The 16,080-nt window shown below is 72.8% G+C and carries 14 protein-coding genes; 7 read left to right on the forward strand and 7 right to left on the reverse strand.

Features of this window, described 5'->3' with window-relative positions; all coding sequences use genetic code 11:
* Window positions 1-138: 138 nt before the first annotated feature.
* Complete coding sequence (locus tag AC07AB_RS23290) at window positions 139-1,353, reverse strand: acyl-CoA dehydrogenase family protein (protein WP_478569913.1); 1,215 nt, start codon at window positions 1,351-1,353, stop codon at window positions 139-141.
* A gap of 7 nt (window positions 1,354-1,360) precedes the next feature.
* Window positions 1,361-2,383 (reverse strand): phosphotransferase family protein, encoded by a 1,023-nt coding sequence (locus AC07AB_RS23295; protein WP_478569915.1) that lies wholly within the window; start codon window positions 2,381-2,383, stop codon window positions 1,361-1,363.
* A gap of 145 nt (window positions 2,384-2,528) precedes the next feature.
* Here AC07AB_RS23295 and AC07AB_RS23300 point away from each other — a divergent pair, with 145 nt between their 5' ends.
* Window positions 2,529-3,896, forward strand: coding sequence for a glucarate dehydratase family protein (locus tag AC07AB_RS23300; RefSeq protein ID WP_478569917.1), 1,368 nt, complete (start codon window positions 2,529-2,531; stop codon window positions 3,894-3,896).
* A gap of 201 nt (window positions 3,897-4,097) precedes the next feature.
* Here AC07AB_RS23300 and AC07AB_RS23305 read toward each other — a convergent pair whose 3' ends face one another.
* A complete protein-coding gene (locus AC07AB_RS23305) occupies window positions 4,098-4,730 on the reverse strand; it encodes a TetR/AcrR family transcriptional regulator (RefSeq protein ID WP_478569919.1) in 633 nt (210 codons plus the stop codon).
* Window positions 4,731-5,007: 277 nt separating this feature from the next.
* Between AC07AB_RS23305 and AC07AB_RS23310 the strand changes: the two genes are divergently transcribed.
* Window positions 5,008-5,784: an SDR family oxidoreductase gene (locus AC07AB_RS23310; RefSeq protein WP_478569921.1), complete on the forward strand. Its 777-nt coding sequence runs from the start codon at window positions 5,008-5,010 to the stop codon at window positions 5,782-5,784.
* Between the two features lie 62 nt (window positions 5,785-5,846).
* A complete protein-coding gene (locus AC07AB_RS23315) occupies window positions 5,847-6,284 on the forward strand; it encodes an SRPBCC family protein (protein ID WP_478569923.1) in 438 nt (145 codons plus the stop codon).
* A gap of 219 nt (window positions 6,285-6,503) precedes the next feature.
* Here AC07AB_RS23315 and AC07AB_RS23320 read toward each other — a convergent pair whose 3' ends face one another.
* The 4 genes from AC07AB_RS23320 to AC07AB_RS23335 all read right to left on the reverse strand — a co-directional run bounded on the left by AC07AB_RS23320 (window position 6,504) and on the right by AC07AB_RS23335 (window position 8,968).
* The gene (locus AC07AB_RS23320) at window positions 6,504-6,863 is read right to left on the reverse strand and encodes a DUF202 domain-containing protein (protein WP_478569925.1); all 360 of its coding nucleotides are present in this window, start codon (window positions 6,861-6,863) and stop codon (window positions 6,504-6,506) included.
* Window positions 6,863-7,288, reverse strand: a complete 426-nt coding sequence (locus AC07AB_RS23325) for a YidH family protein (RefSeq protein ID WP_478569927.1) — start codon at window positions 7,286-7,288, stop codon at window positions 6,863-6,865. Before AC07AB_RS23325 ends, AC07AB_RS23320 begins: the two co-directional genes overlap by 1 nt.
* Before the next feature lie 9 nt (window positions 7,289-7,297).
* Window positions 7,298-7,846: an NUDIX domain-containing protein gene (locus tag AC07AB_RS23330; protein WP_478569929.1), complete on the reverse strand. Its 549-nt coding sequence runs from the start codon at window positions 7,844-7,846 to the stop codon at window positions 7,298-7,300.
* Window positions 7,847-8,074: 228 nt separating this feature from the next.
* Window positions 8,075-8,968 (reverse strand): DMT family transporter, encoded by an 894-nt coding sequence (locus tag AC07AB_RS23335; RefSeq protein WP_478569931.1) that lies wholly within the window; start codon window positions 8,966-8,968, stop codon window positions 8,075-8,077.
* A 277-nt stretch (window positions 8,969-9,245) separates the two neighbouring features.
* Between AC07AB_RS23335 and AC07AB_RS23340 the strand changes: the two genes are divergently transcribed.
* The 4 genes from AC07AB_RS23340 (at window position 9,246) to AC07AB_RS23355 (ending at window position 16,078) form a co-directional block, all read left to right on the forward strand.
* A complete protein-coding gene (locus AC07AB_RS23340) occupies window positions 9,246-10,901 on the forward strand; it encodes an FAD-binding dehydrogenase (protein ID WP_478569933.1) in 1,656 nt (551 codons plus the stop codon).
* A 391-nt stretch (window positions 10,902-11,292) separates the two neighbouring features.
* Window positions 11,293-12,234: a hypothetical protein gene (locus AC07AB_RS23345; protein ID WP_478569935.1), complete on the forward strand. Its 942-nt coding sequence runs from the start codon at window positions 11,293-11,295 to the stop codon at window positions 12,232-12,234.
* Between the two features lie 45 nt (window positions 12,235-12,279).
* A complete protein-coding gene (locus AC07AB_RS23350) occupies window positions 12,280-13,818 on the forward strand; it encodes an APC family permease (RefSeq protein ID WP_478569937.1) in 1,539 nt (512 codons plus the stop codon).
* Window positions 13,819-14,083: 265 nt separating this feature from the next.
* The gene (locus AC07AB_RS23355; protein WP_478569939.1) at window positions 14,084-16,078 is read left to right on the forward strand and encodes a primary-amine oxidase; all 1,995 of its coding nucleotides are present in this window, start codon (window positions 14,084-14,086) and stop codon (window positions 16,076-16,078) included.
* Window positions 16,079-16,080: the final 2 nt, after the last annotated feature.

Raw genomic sequence — 16,080 nt, forward strand, 5'->3', positions numbered from 1 at the left:
AGACGGACACCCCCCCCCCGCTATTTTGGTTCCCCCCCCCCTCGTCTTTTTTTGTGGGGTGTGCTGGTGTGGCTCCACGCCCCGCCCTCTCTCTCCCCCCCGCCCCTCCCCTCCCCCCCCCGCTCTCGTGCCACCGGCTCAGAGGTACTTCTTCAGCTCCCGGCGAGCCAGCGAGCGCTGGTGCACCTCGTCCGGGCCGTCCGCGAGCCGCAGGGTGCGCGCGCCCGCCCACAGTTCCGCGAGCGGGAAGTCCTGGCTGACGCCGCCGGCCCCGTACAGCTGCACCGCCCGGTCGATGATGTCCACGACGGTCCGCGGCGTCGCGATCTTGATGGCCTGGATCTCGGTGTGCGCGCCGCGGTTGCCGACGGTGTCCATCAGCCACGCGGTCTTGAGCACCAGCAGCCGCAGCTGCTCCACCGCCACCCGGGCGTCCGCGATCCACTCCTGGACGACGCCCTGCTGGGCGAGGGGTTTGCCGAAGGCCGTACGGTCCACGGCGCGCCGGCACATCAGCTCGATGGTCCGCTCGGCCATCCCGATCAGCCGCATGCAGTGGTGGATGCGGCCGGGGCCCAAGCGGGCCTGGGCGATGGCGAAGCCGCCGCCCTCCTCGCCGATGAGGTTGCCCGCGGGCACCCGGGCGCCGTCGAAGACGACCTCGGCGTGGCCGCCGTGGGAGTGGTCCTCGTAGCCGTAGACCTGCATGGCGCGGCGGACGTCGACGCCGGGGGTGTCGCGGGGGACCAGGACCATGGACTGCTGGCGGCGGATGTCCGTGCCGTCCGGGTCGGTCTTGCCCATGACGATGAAGATCCGGCAGTCGGGGTTCATGGCCCCGGAGATGTACCACTTGCGGCCGGTGATGACGTAGTCGTCGCCGTCGCGCTCGATCCGCGTCTCGATGTTGGTGGCGTCGGACGAGGCGACCTCGGGCTCGGTCATCGCGAAGGCGGACCGGATCTCCCCGGCGAGCAGCGGCTCCAGCCACCGCCGCCGCTGCTCCGCGGTGGCGAACTGCGCGAGCACCTCCATGTTCCCGGTGTCCGGGGCGGCGCAGTTGAGCGCGGTGGGCGCGAGCTGCGGGCTGCGGCCGGTGATCTCGGCGAGCGGCGCGTACTGGAGGTTGGTCAGCCCGGCGCCGTACTCCTCGTCCGGCAGGAAGAGGTTCCACAGGCCCCGCTCGCGCGCCTCGGCCTTGAGCTCCTCGACGATCGCCGGGGTGCCCCACGGGGAGGCCAGCTTCGCCCGCTGCTCGGCCGCGACCGGTTCGGCGGGGACGACCCGCTCGTCCATGAAGGCGAGGAGCCGCTCGCGCAGCTCTTCGGTACGGGCGTCGAATGCGAAGTCCATGGTGTGCTCAGCCCTCCTGAAGGGTGGTGAGTCCGTTGTCGATGAAGACCGGGACCAGGGCGCCGATGCTGTCGAAGCCGGCGCCGACGGTCTGGCCGAGCGTGTAGCGGTAGTGGATGCCTTCGAGGATCACGGCGAGCTTGAAGTAGGCGAAGGCCGTGTACCAGGGCAGGGCGCTCACGTCGCGGCCGGAGCCGGCGGCGTAGCGCTCCACGATCTCGGCGGGCTCGGGGTGGCCGGGCGCGCCGCGCGTGGTGGCCACGGGCGAGCCCTCGAACGCCTCCAGCTCGCTGTACATCATCAGCAGGCCGAGGTCGGTGAGCGGGTCGCCGAGCGTGGACATCTCCCAGTCCAGGATCGCCTTGATGCGGTCGTCGGCGCCGACCAGGACGTTGTCGAGGCGGTAGTCGCCGTGCACGACGGCCGGGGCGGGGGAGTTCGGCAGTTTCTTCGCGAGCGCCTGGTGGAGCTCGTCGATGCCGGGCAGCTCGCGGTTGCGGGACGCCTCCAGCTGCTTGCCCCAGCGGCGGAGCTGCCGCTCCAGGAAGCCGTCGGGGCGTCCGAAGTCCGCCAGGCCGACCGCGGCCGGATCGACGGCGTGCAGCTGTACGAGCGTGTCGGCGAGGGCGAGGACCACCTCGCGGGTGCGGCGCGGGCCGATGGCCGTGAGCTGTTCGGCGCTGCGGTACGGCGTGCCGTCCACGAACTCCATGACGTAGAAGGGCGAGCCGGTGACGGACTCGTCCTCGCAGAGCAGCAGCGTCTCGGGCACCGGCACGGTGGTCTCCTGCAGCGCGCTGATCACCCGGTACTCGCGCCGCATGTCGTGGGCGGTGGCGAGGACGTGCCCGAGCGGGGGGCGGCGCACCACCCAGCGGGAGGCGCCGTCGGTGACCGCGTACGTGAGGTTGGAGCGGCCCCCTTCGATCAGCTCGGCGGTGAGCGGCGCCGTCGCGAGTCCGGGGCGTTCGCGGTCCAGGTGCGCGCTCAGCCGCTCCAGGTCGAGCCCTGGCGGGTTGCCCTTGCTCATCGCGTGCTCCTCAGTTTGGACGTAGACGGATGGAAACGGTGGGGACGTGCGTACGCGGAACATGATGCCGACCAGTCGGTATGTCGTCCAGTGATCTCGTGATGAGATCTAGCGCACTGGACGCATCCCTGAATATGGTTCACGTATGGATACGTCGCTGACGATCGAAGAGGTTCATCTCACCCCGATCCTGATAGCCGACCCGCCCTTGCTCAACACCCAGGGCGTCCACCAGCCCTACACACCACGGCTCATCGTCGAAGTCGTCACGCGCGGCGGCGTGACGGGGGTGGGGGAGACCTACGGGGACGGCGACTACCTCGCGCTGGCCCGCCCGCTCGCCGACTCCCTGATCGGCCACCCGATCACGGACATGAACCGGCTCTTCTCGCTCGCCGAAGCGGCCGAAGTCGCCGGAGCAGCCGAAGCCACCGAAACCGCCGGAGCAGCCGAAGCCGCCGCCGCGAGCTCCGCGCGAAGCGCGCCGGGCGTAGGGACGGCCGACGCGAGCGTCGACGCCGGGGGGCTGCGCGGCGTCCGCAGCGCCGCGAAGCTCCGCCTCTCCGTGGTCTCCGCCTTCGAAGTGGCCTGCCTCGACGCGCTCGGCAAGACGCGCGGCCTGCCCGTGCACACGCTCCTCGGCGGCAAGGTCCGCGACCGCGTCGAGTACAGCGCGTACCTCTTCTACCGCTGGGCCGCCCACCCCGCCCCCGACGCCCCCAAGGACGACTGGGGCGCCGCCCTCGACCCGGGGCGGATCGTCGCCCAGGCGCGGCGGTTCGCCGCCGAGTACGGCTTCCGCTCCTTCAAGCTCAAGGGCGGCGTCTTCCCGCCGGACGAGGAGATCGCCGCCGTACGGGCCCTTGCCGCCGCCTTCCCCGGGCAGCCGCTGCGCCTCGACCCCAACGGCGCCTGGTCCGTCGAGACCTCCCTGCGCGTGGCCCGCGCGCTGGGGGACGTACTCGAATACCTGGAGGACCCCGCCAGCGGCACCGGCCGGATGGCCGAGGTGGCGGCGGGCGCCGGCCTGCCGCTCGCCACCAATATGTGCGTGACGACCTTCCCCGAGATACGCGAGGCGTTCACCCGCGGCGCCGTCCAGGTCGTCCTCTCCGACCATCACTACTGGGGCGGGCTGCGCAACACCCGCGAACTCGCCGCGATCTGCCGCACCTTCGGCGTCGGCCTGTCCATGCACTCCAACACCCACCTGGGCATCAGCCTCGCCGCCATGACGCATGTCGCCGCCACCGTCCCCAACCTCGACTACGCCTGCGACAGCCATTACCCCTGGCAGACCGAGGACGTCATCACCCGGCGCCACGTCTTCGAGGACGGCTGCCTGACCGTCCCCGACGCCCCCGGCCTCGGCGTCGAACTCGACCGCCCCGCCCTCGCCGCGCTCCACCGCCGCTGGCTGGACGACGACGGCACGATGCGCGAACGCGACGACGCGGCGGCGATGCGGGTGGCCGACCCTAACTGGACGACCCCGGCGGTACCGCGCTGGTGACCCCGAGGGGGCCGGCGTCCCGGAGTCCGTGTCATCTCCCTGGCCGGATCGGCGCCGTCACGGCTCCCGGTCGTATCCGGGCGGGGAATCGCGGCAGGCGTCGGGTGGCGGGTTCCGGCAGGAACTCCTGTGCCGCTGGGGCGCGTCGCGTGTCGCGAGCCCGGCTCCGATCCATCGGCCAGGCCCCAACGGGCATTCTGACTACGTGTCGACGGATGGGTCGGGCTTCGCCTGGAGCTCGTCGAGTCGCAGAAACGCCAGGGCGCGGCGCATCAGGTCGACGAGTTCCTCGGGCTCGTCCTGCCAGGCCCAGTACTCCATGGTGACGGTGAACGCATCCAGCACCGCGGTGGTCATCAGACGCACTTCGAGACTGTCGGCAGGGGCGCCCGCCCGGGATGCCAGGGCGGGCGCCAGCCGTTCCCGCATCTCCCGCCCCGCGGCGAGCCAGCGCGTCTTCAGGACGGGGACGGTCCCCAGGACCCGGACCAGTCGGCGGGCCCGGGCAGCGTCCTCCAGACGGCGCTCGGCCGTCGCTGTCCCGAAGGACGCCTCGATGGCGGCGCTGAGCGGTTCATCGATCGGATGTTCCGCGAGGACGTCCACGAGATGGCTGACGCTGGAGGTGAAGAGGGGGGCGAGGGCGTCCTCCTTCGTCGGGCAGTAGCGGTAGAAGGTGCGCAGGGAGATGCCCGCGGCCGAGGCGATGTCCTCGACCGTCGTCGCCTCGTAGCCGCGGTCCGCGAACAGGGCCGCCGCGGCCTCCGCGAGCTCCAGCCGGGTCTGAAGGCGCCGGTGTTCCGTCAGGGACGGACGGCCCCGCGCTGCCGCCATCGTTCGCTCCTTGCCATGGTTCGCCTTGGCCCTCATTCTCACAGAGATTTATTGGCACGCCGCGCCAAAAAAGCTTATGTTGATCAACGACTGATCAAGCGCCGATCGGCCGGCGGTCGATTCATCCGCTGTGCCCGTGCTGTCGCGCCACCGCCGCATGGCCGCATGCCCGCGCGCCGGTGGGCCGCACGGCGAACGGCGATCGAGACCGGCGATCGAGACCGGCGACCGGCGACCGGCGACCGGCGAACATACAGCGTCAGCGAAGGAGCGGACCATGTCCCGCACTTACCTCATCACCGGAGCCGCCTCCGGCATCGGCAAGGCCACCGCCACCAGCCTCAAGGAGCAGGGGCACACGGTCATCGGCGCTGACCTCAAGGACGCCGATATCGTCGCGGACCTCGCCACCCCCTATGGCCGGGTCCATCTGGTCCAGCAGGCGAAAGAGCTGAGCGGTGGGCGACTCGACGCCGTGATCGCGGGCGCCGGCCTCGCCGGTTTCGACCCCCGAGCCGTCAGCGTCAACTACTTCGGCGCGGTCGCCACTTTGGAAGGGCTGCGCCCCCTGCTGGCCGCCAGTGCGGCCCCCCGCGCCGTCGTCATCGCCTCGGCCACCGCCGTCCACCCTCACGACACGGCCATCGCCGACGCGGCGCTCGCCGGTGACGAGGAGGCGGCGCTGGCCGCCGCCCAGGCGGCGGTCGACCGGGGAGAGGGCTATGCGATCTACGGCTCGACCAAGGCCGCCATCGCCCGATGGATACGCCGCACCTCCGTGACCGCCGACTGGGCGGGCGCCGGTATCCCCCTCAACGCCGTCGCCCCCGGCACCGTCGTCACCCCCATGACCGAACCCATGCTGGCCAGCCCAGAGGTGCGCGAGCTCCTCGACACGACTGTCCCCATGCCGCTCCACGGCCACGCCCAGCCGGCACAGATCGCTCCCCTCCTGGCCTGGCTCACCTCCCCCGAGAACGAACTGGTCACCGGCCAGGTCGTCTTCATCGACGGCGGCGCCGACGCCGTACTGCGCGGCGACGGCACTTGGTGAGCCGCGAAGGGGAACGGCCGGTCGGAGACAACCCGCGATCCGCAGCCATCGGAGGCTCATCCGTGCACACGCTCACCCGCATCACCGTGGTCACCGCCGACCCCGATGCCGTCTGGCGGCTCATCGGAACGTTCGGCGGCCTCGCCGACTGGCACCCCCTGCTGCCACCGTCGGTCATCGAGGACGGCGCCGATCCCGAGACGCCCGGGGCGGTGCAGGCGTTCTCCCTCAACGGCCAAGTGGTCATCCGGGAACGGCTCCTGGAGAAAGACGACTCGCGCCGGATGCTCTGCTACACCATCCATGAATCCGCCGTCCCCGTCTCCGATTACGTCTCCACGCTGTCCGTACACCCGCACGACGCGGGCGCCGAGATCCACTGGACCGCGACATACGAGGCCGCCGACGAACTCGTCCCCGAGATCGAGAGGCAATTCGGCGACAACATCTACGCCACCGGCCTGGACGCGCTCAAAGAACGCTTCGCCCGGCCCGCATAGGGACCGCCCGGCGACTCCTCATCGGGAGCCGTGGCCGCAAAGCGGCGAAGGCGACCCCGCCCTGGAGACGTACGCTCTCGTCTCGTACCCGGCTGCCACGGCTCGTAGCCCTTGGGGGAGACAGACGTGACCAGCAACGCAGACCCCGCCGACCAGGCAGAACAGGGAGGTCACCGAACCGGGATCAGGATGGATGCGCTACCGCTGATTCCCGTTCGGTCACTCTCCGAGGGCCAGCACCCCCACGCCCAGCGCCACCAGGGCGATCGTGCATCCGGCGGCGGCCACGGCCGCCCGCGGGGACAGGGCGGGCGGCCGCGGCGCGTCGAGGGCGTGGATGCGGCGGTTGGCCGCGCCCAGAAAGGCCAGGAAGGCCAGGGCGATCAGCGCCACGGCCAGTACGGCGAGCGGGTCCGGGCCGCTGCGCAGGGCCTGCCGGACGGCGAGCACCCCGGCCACCGCACAGGACAGCGTCGTACGCCGCCACGCCATCCGGGTCCGCTCCGGCTGGAGCCCCGGGTCCCGCTCCCGCCGCCGCTCCTGCTCCTGCTCCTCGGACCCGCCCGGAGCCAGCTCCATCAGCCCGCCCAGCCGAAGGCGACCACGAGCACCAGCACCACCGAGATCGCCGCCAGCAGCAGCGCCAGCATGGTCGGGAACCGGCTGATCGGCAGGTCCTCGCCGCGCCGCATCGCCCGCTCGCAGCGCACCCACTGGTTCACCGCCCGCACCGCGCACAGCGCGCCGCCCACCAGCAGCACCAGCGCCAGCGTGAGCCGCAGCGGCCGGGGTATGCGCGGCAGGAACTGATCGACCGCGAAGCCGCCGCCCACCAGCGCCAGCGAGGTGCGCAGCCAGGCCAGGAAGGTGCGCTCGTTGGCGAGCGTGAAGCGGTAGTCGGGGGTCGTGCCCTCCTCGTGGATGCGCCGCGGCGCGAACCACAGCCGCACGCTCGCGGCGGCGGACGCGAGGGCCCCGGAGGCGGGCCTGCCACGATCGATCATGGCAGGACTCTACTTTCCGTGTTCCCCGTCGAGCAGCCGCAGCCGTCGGTACGCCTCCAGCCCGTCCGGCGTCCAGTCCCACTCGGCGAGCCGGTCGTCCAGCTCCTCCTCGGTGAGGAAGGCGTGCCAGGCGATCTCCTCGGACTGCGGATCGACCGGAAGGTCGCAGCGCACCTCGTAGACCCACGACCACCAGCTGTGGTCGGAGTCGGGCGATGTGTACAGGAACTTCAGCCGCGGCAGCGGCGCGGGCAGCCCGCGCACGCCCAGCTCCTCCTCCGCCTCGCGCAGCGCCGCCTCGTCGTACGTCTCACCCGCCCCGACGACCCCGCCCACGAACATGTCGTAGTGCGAGGGGAAGACCAGCTTCCGCGCGGTGCGGCGGTGCACGAAGATCCGTCCCTCGCCGTCCCGGACGAGGATGAAGGCGCACCGGTGCCGCAGCCCCCGCACGTACGCGTCGTCGCGCCGGGCCTGGCCGACCACCTCGTCGCAGTCGTCCACGATGTCCAGTACTTCGTCCGCCGAGAGCGGCGGCTCCTCGTGTGTATCAGCCATACGTCCATCACATCATCCACGCCCCGAAGCGCCACGGCGGCCACCGGCCCGTACGCCCCGGACACCGCCCCGACCGGGCCCGCTCCGGCCCTCGGCCCGACCCGGCCGGTACGTACGCCCCGTACGACCGTCCCGGCCGCGCGCCCGGCCGGGGCGCGTGCCCGGCCGGGGCGCGTGCCCGGCCGGGGCGCGTGCCCGCCCCGGCCCGTACGTCCGTCCCCGCCCCCGTCAGCGCGGCTGGAGGTCCCGTACGCGCCCGGCCTCCGACGTCCCCGCGGGCATCGCCGGGTGGCGGCCGATCAGCACGATGCCCAGGACGATCGCCGCGATGCCCGCGGCCTCCCAGGCCAGCGCGCCCGTCGTCATCCGCAGCCGGTCGCCCAGGAACCCGACCCCGCAGACGATCCCCGCCAGCGGCTGGGCGGCGGTCAGGGCGGGCAGCGACATCCGCAGCGGCGCCGTCTCGAACGCGCTCTGCACCAGCACCAGACTGGTGACGCCGAGCGCCAGCACCCCGTACGGCTGCCACCCGGTGGCCAGCGCCGCCCAGCCGCCGTCCGCCAGCCGCTCGCTGCTGACCCGGGTCAGCGCGTCCTGGAGCCCGTACAGCAGGCCCGCCGCCACCGCCAGCAGCACGGCCTCGGCGCTCATCCGCACCCGCTTGGCGGTCAGCGTCATCAGCAGCGCGCACCCCAGCATCAGGCCGATGATCAGCCAGTGGCGCAGCGGGGAGGCGACGGTGTCGCCGCCGCGCGGCTGCCCGGCCACGATGAACGCCGTCACGCCGCCCGCCAGCAGCCACAGCCCGCCCCAGCCCGTCCAGCCGAGCGGCTGCCGCGTCTGCCATCTGGACAGGGCCATCGCGAACAGCAGATTCGTCGCCAGCAACGGCTCCACCAGCGAGACCTCGCCCCAGCCCAGTGCCAGCGCGCCGAGCACCATGCCCGCCGCCATCAGCGCGATGCCCGCCACCCAGCGCGGCATCCGGATCAGGTCGAGCAGCAGCCGGGGAGAGAGGAAGTCGCTCATGGGGGCCCGCTGCGCCGCGTTCTGCTGGAAGACGAAGCCGACACCCAGGCAGCACGCTGCTCCCACGGCGTAGATGAAGACGAGGACAGTCACGTCGCGTACCTCAAGACCGGCCGGGTGTGGGGGACTTGGCAGAAGACCTTAGCCGCCGCAGGGGGTGGCGCGGCGGCCGAGTACCCGGATTCGCAGTCTGCCATCCCCGCGCGGACGCGGCAGCCGGGGCGTATCCCGCGAGGGGCCGGCGCGAACGGGTGACGGCCGGGGCGCGCGCGTACTCGCTCCGAACAGTTGACGCACCGGGCCGCGCGATCCGAGGATCAAAGCGACCAGCCGCAGCGCAGCGACCCAGCCGAGCAGGACGGACGCCCCCATGGCCTACGACGCAGACGTGATCGTGATCGGCGCGGGCCTGGCCGGGCTCGCCGCCACCGCCGAACTCGCCGCGGCCGGCCGCCGGGTCATCCTGCTCGATCAGGAGCCCGAGCGGTCCATCGGCGGCCAGGCGCATTTCTCCTTCGGCGGCCTGTTCCTCGTCGACTCGCCCGAGCAGCGCCGGCTGCGCGTCCGCGACAGCCACGAGCTGGCCTGGCAGGACTGGCAGGGCGCCGCGGGCTTCGACCGTCCGGAGGACCACTGGCCGCGCCGCTGGGCCGAGGCGTACGTCGATTTCGCGGCCGGCGAGAAGCGGGCCTGGCTGCACGAGCGGGGCGTCCGCTTCTTCCCCGTCGTCGGCTGGGCCGAGCGCGGCGGGTACTCCGCCACCGGGCACGGCAACTCCGTGCCGCGGTTCCACATCACCTGGGGCACCGGCCCCGGACTCGTCGCGCCCTTCGAACGCAGGGTCCGGGCCGCGGCCGCCCGCGGCCTGGTCGACCTGCGCTTCCGGCACCGCGTCACCACTCTGACCCGCAGCGCGGGCGCGGTCGACACCGTCTGCGGCGAGGTCCTCCAGCCGAGTGCGGCGGCGCGCGGCACGGCCAGCAGCCGCGAGGTGACCGGCTCCTTCGAGCTGCGCGCCCAGGCCGTGATCGTCACCTCGGGCGGCATCGGCGGCAACCACGATCTCGTACGGGCGAACTGGCCCGAACGGCTCGGCCCGCCGCCCGCCCGGATGCTCAGCGGGGTACCGGCGCACGTGGACGGGGCGATGCTCGGCATCACCGAGCGGGCCGGGGGCCGGGTCATCAACCCCGACCGCATGTGGCACTACACCGAGGGCATCGAGAACTGGCATCCGATCTGGGCGCGGCACGGCATCCGCATCCTGCCCGGCCCCTCCTCGCTGTGGCTGGACGCGATCGGCCGGCGGCTGCCGGTCCCCCTCTTCCCGGGCTTCGACACGCTCGGCACCCTCGAACACATCATGGAGACCGGCTACGACTACACGTGGTTCGTGCTCGACCAGCGCATCATCGGCAAGGAGTTCGCCCTCTCGGGCTCCGAGCAGAACCCGGACCTGACCGGCAAGAGCATCCGCGGCGTACTCGACCGGGCCCGTACCGCGGTGCCGGCCCCCGTCAAGGCGTTCATGGACCACGGCGTGGACTTCGTCGTGGAGCGCGACCTGGGCGCGCTGGTGCGGGGCATGAACGAGCTGACCAAGGAGCCGCTCATCGTCGAGGAGGAGCTGCGCGACGAGATCGTCGCGCGCGACCGGGAGATGACCAACCCGTTCACCAAGGACCTCCAGGTCACGGCGGTGCGCGGCGCGCGCCGCTACCTCGGCGACCGGCTCATCCGCACCGCCGCGCCGCACCGCCTCCTCGACCCCGCGGCCGGTCCGCTGATCGCCGTGCGGCTGAGCATCCTGACCCGCAAGACGCTCGGCGGCCTGGAGACCGACCTCTCCTCGCGGGTGCTGACCGAGGGCGGCGAGGTGCTGCCCGGCGTGTACGCGGCGGGCGAGGCCGCGGGGTTCGGCGGCGGCGGGATGCACGGCTACCGCTCGCTGGAGGGCACCTTCCTCGGCGGCTGCCTCTTCTCGGGGCGTACGGCGGGGCGGGCGGCGGCGAGGGCGGTGGGCTGAGGGGGCGGACGGCTGGTCGGCTGGACGGCTGGGAGCGGGCGGCTGGGCCTTGGTCGGCAGCGTACGGCCGTATGGCTGTACGGTCATACGGCCGTATGGCGAGGCTGCCGCGGTGGTGCGGGAAGGTCGCGCGGGTCCGTATGGGAAGGCCGCGCGGGTCCGTGCGGGAAGGCCGCGTGGGTCCGTACACCCGCAGAACTCAGCTGAAACGATCCTGTTGATCAACTCTCCCCGGTAGCCCCGGAGTTGGGGAAAGTTCAGTCCAGCGACCGCTCTTGACGCAGACCCATGGGGACCGGTTTGCTGTGCGTGATCACGTGAGTCTGTATCCGTAGGCGGACGCGCTGACCCCGCGCCCGGAGGGGACGTGCGCCATGGAGGAAGTCCGCCGATGACGCCTCCACCGCCCTTGGGCCGGCCGCGGAACAAGGACGGTCCCGCGTTCGACCCGGCGCTCGACGACGCACCCCTCGCCACGGTCCGCGACGCGCTCGCCCGCGGGCGCTGGCCCGCGGCCCGCGACCTGCTCGCCCGGACCGGCCAGGACTGGGACCGCCGCGGCCACCGGCTCGTCGTCCTCGGCGCGGGGAAGAGCAGCCTGGCCTGGGCGCGGGAGTGGCAGCTGGCCGAGCCGGACAGCGCGGACGCCGCGGCGCTGCTCGCCTGCGCCGCCGTCTTCCGGGCCGCGCGCGGCAGGGACGGCCCCGAGCAGGCGCGCGAGGCGTGTCTGGGCGCTGCCAGGATGGACCCCGCCGACCCCTCGCCCTGGCTGGCGCTCCAGATCCTCGCCCACCGCACCGGCTCGGGGGACGTGTGCGTACGCGCCTTCGACCAGGTACGGGCCCGCCACCGGGACCACCACCACGCACACCATCTGATGGCGGCCTGCCTCGCCGAACAGCGCGGCGGCCGGGACCCGCTGCACGAGGTCTACGACTTCGCCTCCTGGGCCGCCGAACAGGCCCCCGCCGACTCGCCCCTGGCCGTCCTGCCGGTCGTCGCCCACGCCGAGCGCTACCGCGTGCTGGCCCGCGCCGGACTGGAACCGCGCGACCCCGCCCGCAGCGGCCACTGGACCACCCGCCGCGCCCGGCAGGTCATGAAGTCCGCCTTCGACTGGTGGCTCGAATGGGACGGCGAGGAGCACCCGCGGCGCAAGATCGACCTCAACTTCCTGGCGCACGCCAAGTTCCTGGAGGGCCGGATGGCCGAGGCCGCCGCGCTCTTCACCCGCATCGGACCGCATGCCACCCGCGCCCCGTGGTCCTACCCCGACCGAGATCCGAAGAAGGTCTTCCGCGCCGCGCGCGACAGCGCGCTCGGCTCCGTCTGACCCAGTGACAGCTCCCCCGACTCCCCTATGGAAGAGGACCCCGTGATGGCTACGGGCACGGCGCACGAGATCAGCACGTTCAAAGGACAGGGCAGACGGCTCCGCGCCGACCGGCTGGGCATGCCCGGCCTGCTGCTGTCGGTACTCGCGGCCAGCGCGCCGCTGATGGTGGTGGCCGGGGTCATGCCCACCACCTTCGGTGTCATGGGCATGGTCGGACAGCCGCTGCTGTTCGTCATCCTCGGCGTCGTGCTCGCGCTGTTCGGCTTCGGCTACGCCGAGATGAGCCGCCACGTCCACAACGCCGGGGCCTTCTACGCCTACATCGCCCGCGGCCTCGGCGGCACCGCGGGCACCGCCGCCTCCCTGGTGGCCCTGGTCGCCTACAGCGCCCTCCAGGTCGGCGTCTTCGGCATCTTCGGCTTCGAGGTCTCCAACCTCGCCGCCCGCCACTTCGATATGACCCTCGCCTGGTGGATACCGTCCCTCGGCGCCGTCCTGATCGTCGCCGTACTCGGCTGGCTGAAGGTCGACCTCAACGCCAAGGTGCTGGGCGTGCTGCTCCTCGTCGAGTGCGCGATGGTCATCGCCTTCGACATCGCCGGCTTCGCCCGGCCGGGCGGGGAAGGGGTGTCGCTGCACGCCTTCGACCCCGCCACCCTCAGCGGCGCCGGCCTCGGCACCGCGCTGTGCTTCTGCATCGCGGCCTTCGTCGGCTTCGAACAGGCCCCCGTCTACGCCGAGGAGACCAGCCGGCCCAACGTCCTCGTCGCCCGCGTGATGTTCCTCGCCGTCGGCTTCGTCGCCCTCTTCTTCGTCGTCAGCTCCTGGGCGCTGACCGTCGCCGCCGGGCCCTCCGCGATCGTCGGCACCGCCCAGAAGGAAGGGCCCAACCTGCTCTTCCTGCTCACCGAGGACCGCTACGGCCCGGTCTTCACCGACGTCATGCACGTCTTCTACGTCACCGGCATGTTCGCCGCGATGCTCAGCTTCCACAACGTCGTCGCCCGCTACGCCTTCGCCATGGGCCGTGAGGGGCTGCTGCCCGCCGCCCTCGGCCGCACCGCCGCCTCCAGCGGCGCCCCCGCCTACGGCTCGCTGCTCCAGAGCGCGGTGGCGCTGGTCGTCGTGGTGCTCTTCGCGGTCACCGACGGCCGGCCCATCGGCGACCCCACCGCTCCCGTGCTGCACCTCTTCGCCTGGATGGGCAACATCGGCGCGCTCGGCATCATCGTGCTGATGGCCACCGCCTCGGTCGCCGTCATCGCCTTCTTCGTACGGCGCGGCGCGGGCCGCGCCCAGGCGTGGCGGCTGCTGGCCTCCGCCGTCGCGGCCCTCGCGCTGCTGGTCATCGCCGTCTTCACGGTCAAGGACTTCGGCGTCCTGCTGGGCACCCACCCCGGCTCGGCGCTGAGCTGGATTCTGCCGGGCATCATCGGGGCCGCCGCGGTCGGCGGGATCGTCTACGGGCTCGTGCTGAAGTCCGTACGCCCAGCGCTGCACGCCCGTATCGGACTGGGCAACGAGGCGTTCCAATTGGAGAAGGCGTCCGACGAGGCGTCGCATACTCGGGCCACCGGGTGACCCTGGTCGGGTGGACTGTCGGCCATCGCTGGGCCTGCCGGGCCTGCCGGTCTAAGTAGGACCCATCAGTCCCGCCGGACCCGGCAGGACGAGCGCGACCCAATCGGGCCGAATCGACCCGCCGGGCGAGCGCAACCCCACCAGGCGGCCCCGACCCACCGGCGGGCCCCGACCCCACCCGACCAGCTCGACCCCATCCGACCAGCCCGACCCCACCGGGGCAGCCGCACCCAGCAAGCCGTCAGGACGAACCGAAGGAGCACCCATGACGTGGCGTCACCCGGCCCCCGAGGCGGCCGGCCCGCACCCGCTCGACTCCCACTCCCTCGACGGCCCCTCCGCCCTCGGCCCGCACCCGCTCGACCCGCTCACGGCCGACGAGATCTCCGCCGCCCGTCGGGTGCTCGACGAGGCCGGCAAGGTCGGGGCCGCCACCCGCTTCCCCCTCGTCCTGCTCGACGAACCCGACCGGCACACGGCAGCCGCCCACCGCGCGGGCGACCCGGTCACGCGGCGGCTGCGGGTCACGCTGCTGGACTCCGCGACCGGGGCGGCGGCCGAGGCGGTCGTCGATGTCACCGCGGGCGCCCTCCTCTCCTACCGCGGACTCGACGCCGCCTCGGAGGGGCAGGCGGGGATCACCGTCGAGGAGTACGGAATCGTCGACGAGGTCGTCAAGGCCGACCCCGGCTGGCGCAAGGCGATGGCCGAGCGCGGCATCGCCGAGCCGGACCTCGCGATCTGCGCGCCGCTGTCCGCCGGGGCCCTCGCCGTGGACGGGCGCCCCGGCCGCCGCCTGATGCGCTCGCTGACCTGGCTGCGCTGCACGGCGGACGACAGCGCCTGGGCGCACCCGGTGGGCGGCCTGGTCGCCGACGTCGATGTCATCGAGCGGCGCGTCGTACGGCTCATCGACACCGGTCCGGTGCCCGTACCGGCCGAGTGCGGGCGCTACGAGACCGAGTTCAACGGGCCCGCCCGCACCGATCTGCGCCCGCTGGAGATCACCCAGCCGCAGGGCCCCTCGTTCACCCTCGACGGCCACCGGCTCAGCTGGCAGAACTGGTCGTTCCGGATCGACTTCAACGCGCGCGAGGGCCTGGTCCTGCACCGGATCACGCACCGCGACGGCGACCGCGAGCGGTCCGTGCTGCACCGCGCCTCGCTCGCCGAGATGGCCGTCGCGTACGGGGAGGCGGAGGAGAGCCGCAACTGGGTGGCGTTCCTCGACGCGGGGGAGTACTCGCTGGGCCGGAGCACCAACGCGCTGCGGCTCGGCTGCGACTGCCTCGGCGAGATCCGCTACCTCGACGCCGTGCTCGCCGACGACCTCGGCGAGCCGCTGACCCTGCCGAACGCCGTCTGCGTGCACGAGGAGGACTTCGGACTGCTCTGGAAGCACACCGACAGCTTCAACGACGACGCCGTCGAGAGCCGCCGCGCCCGCCGCCTCGTGGTCTCCTTCATCGCGACCGTCGGCAACTACGACTACGGCTTCTACTGGTACTTCCACCAGGACGGCTCCATCGGCTTCGAGGCCAAGTCCACCGGCATCGTGCAGACCGCGGCCGTCGAGCCGGGCGCGGGCTCGCTGCACGGCACCGAGATCGCGCCGGGCCTGCTGGCCCCGTACCACCAGCACCTGTTCTGCGTGCGGCTCGACGCCGCCGTCGACGGCCCCGCCAACACCGTCGAGGAGGTCGACGTCGTGCCGATGCCGACGGGCCCCGGCAACCCGGCGGGCAACGCCTTCACCGCCCGTACGACCCCGATCGCCGTCGCCGGGGACGGCGGGCGGCTCGCGGACCCCGCGGTCGGCAGGCGCTGGCAGATCACCAACCCGGCCTCGCTCAACCGCATGGGCCGCCCCGTCGCGTACACCCTCGTGCCGCAGCCCGGCCCGGTGCTCCTGGCGCAGCCCGGCTCCGCCGTCGCCCGGCGCATGGCGTACGGCACGAAGCACCTGTGGGTCACCCGGCACCGTACGGACCGCCGTTACCCGGCGGGCGACCGCCCCAACCAGCATCCCGGCGGCGCGGGGCTGCCGGCCTGGGCCGTCGGGGACGAGTCGCTGGAGAACACCGAACTCACCCTCTGGCACACCTTCGGCCCCACCCACCTGCCCCGGCTTGAGGAGTGGCCGGTCATGCCCGTGGACCACAGCGGGTTCACCCTGCGGCCCACCGGTTTCTTCGACCGCAACCCCGCCCTCGACCTGCCCAGGGAGAGCGGGAGCGGCCACTGCCACGCGGAGGGGTGAGC

The organism is Streptomyces sp. NPDC044033 (genome assembly GCF_056434425.1).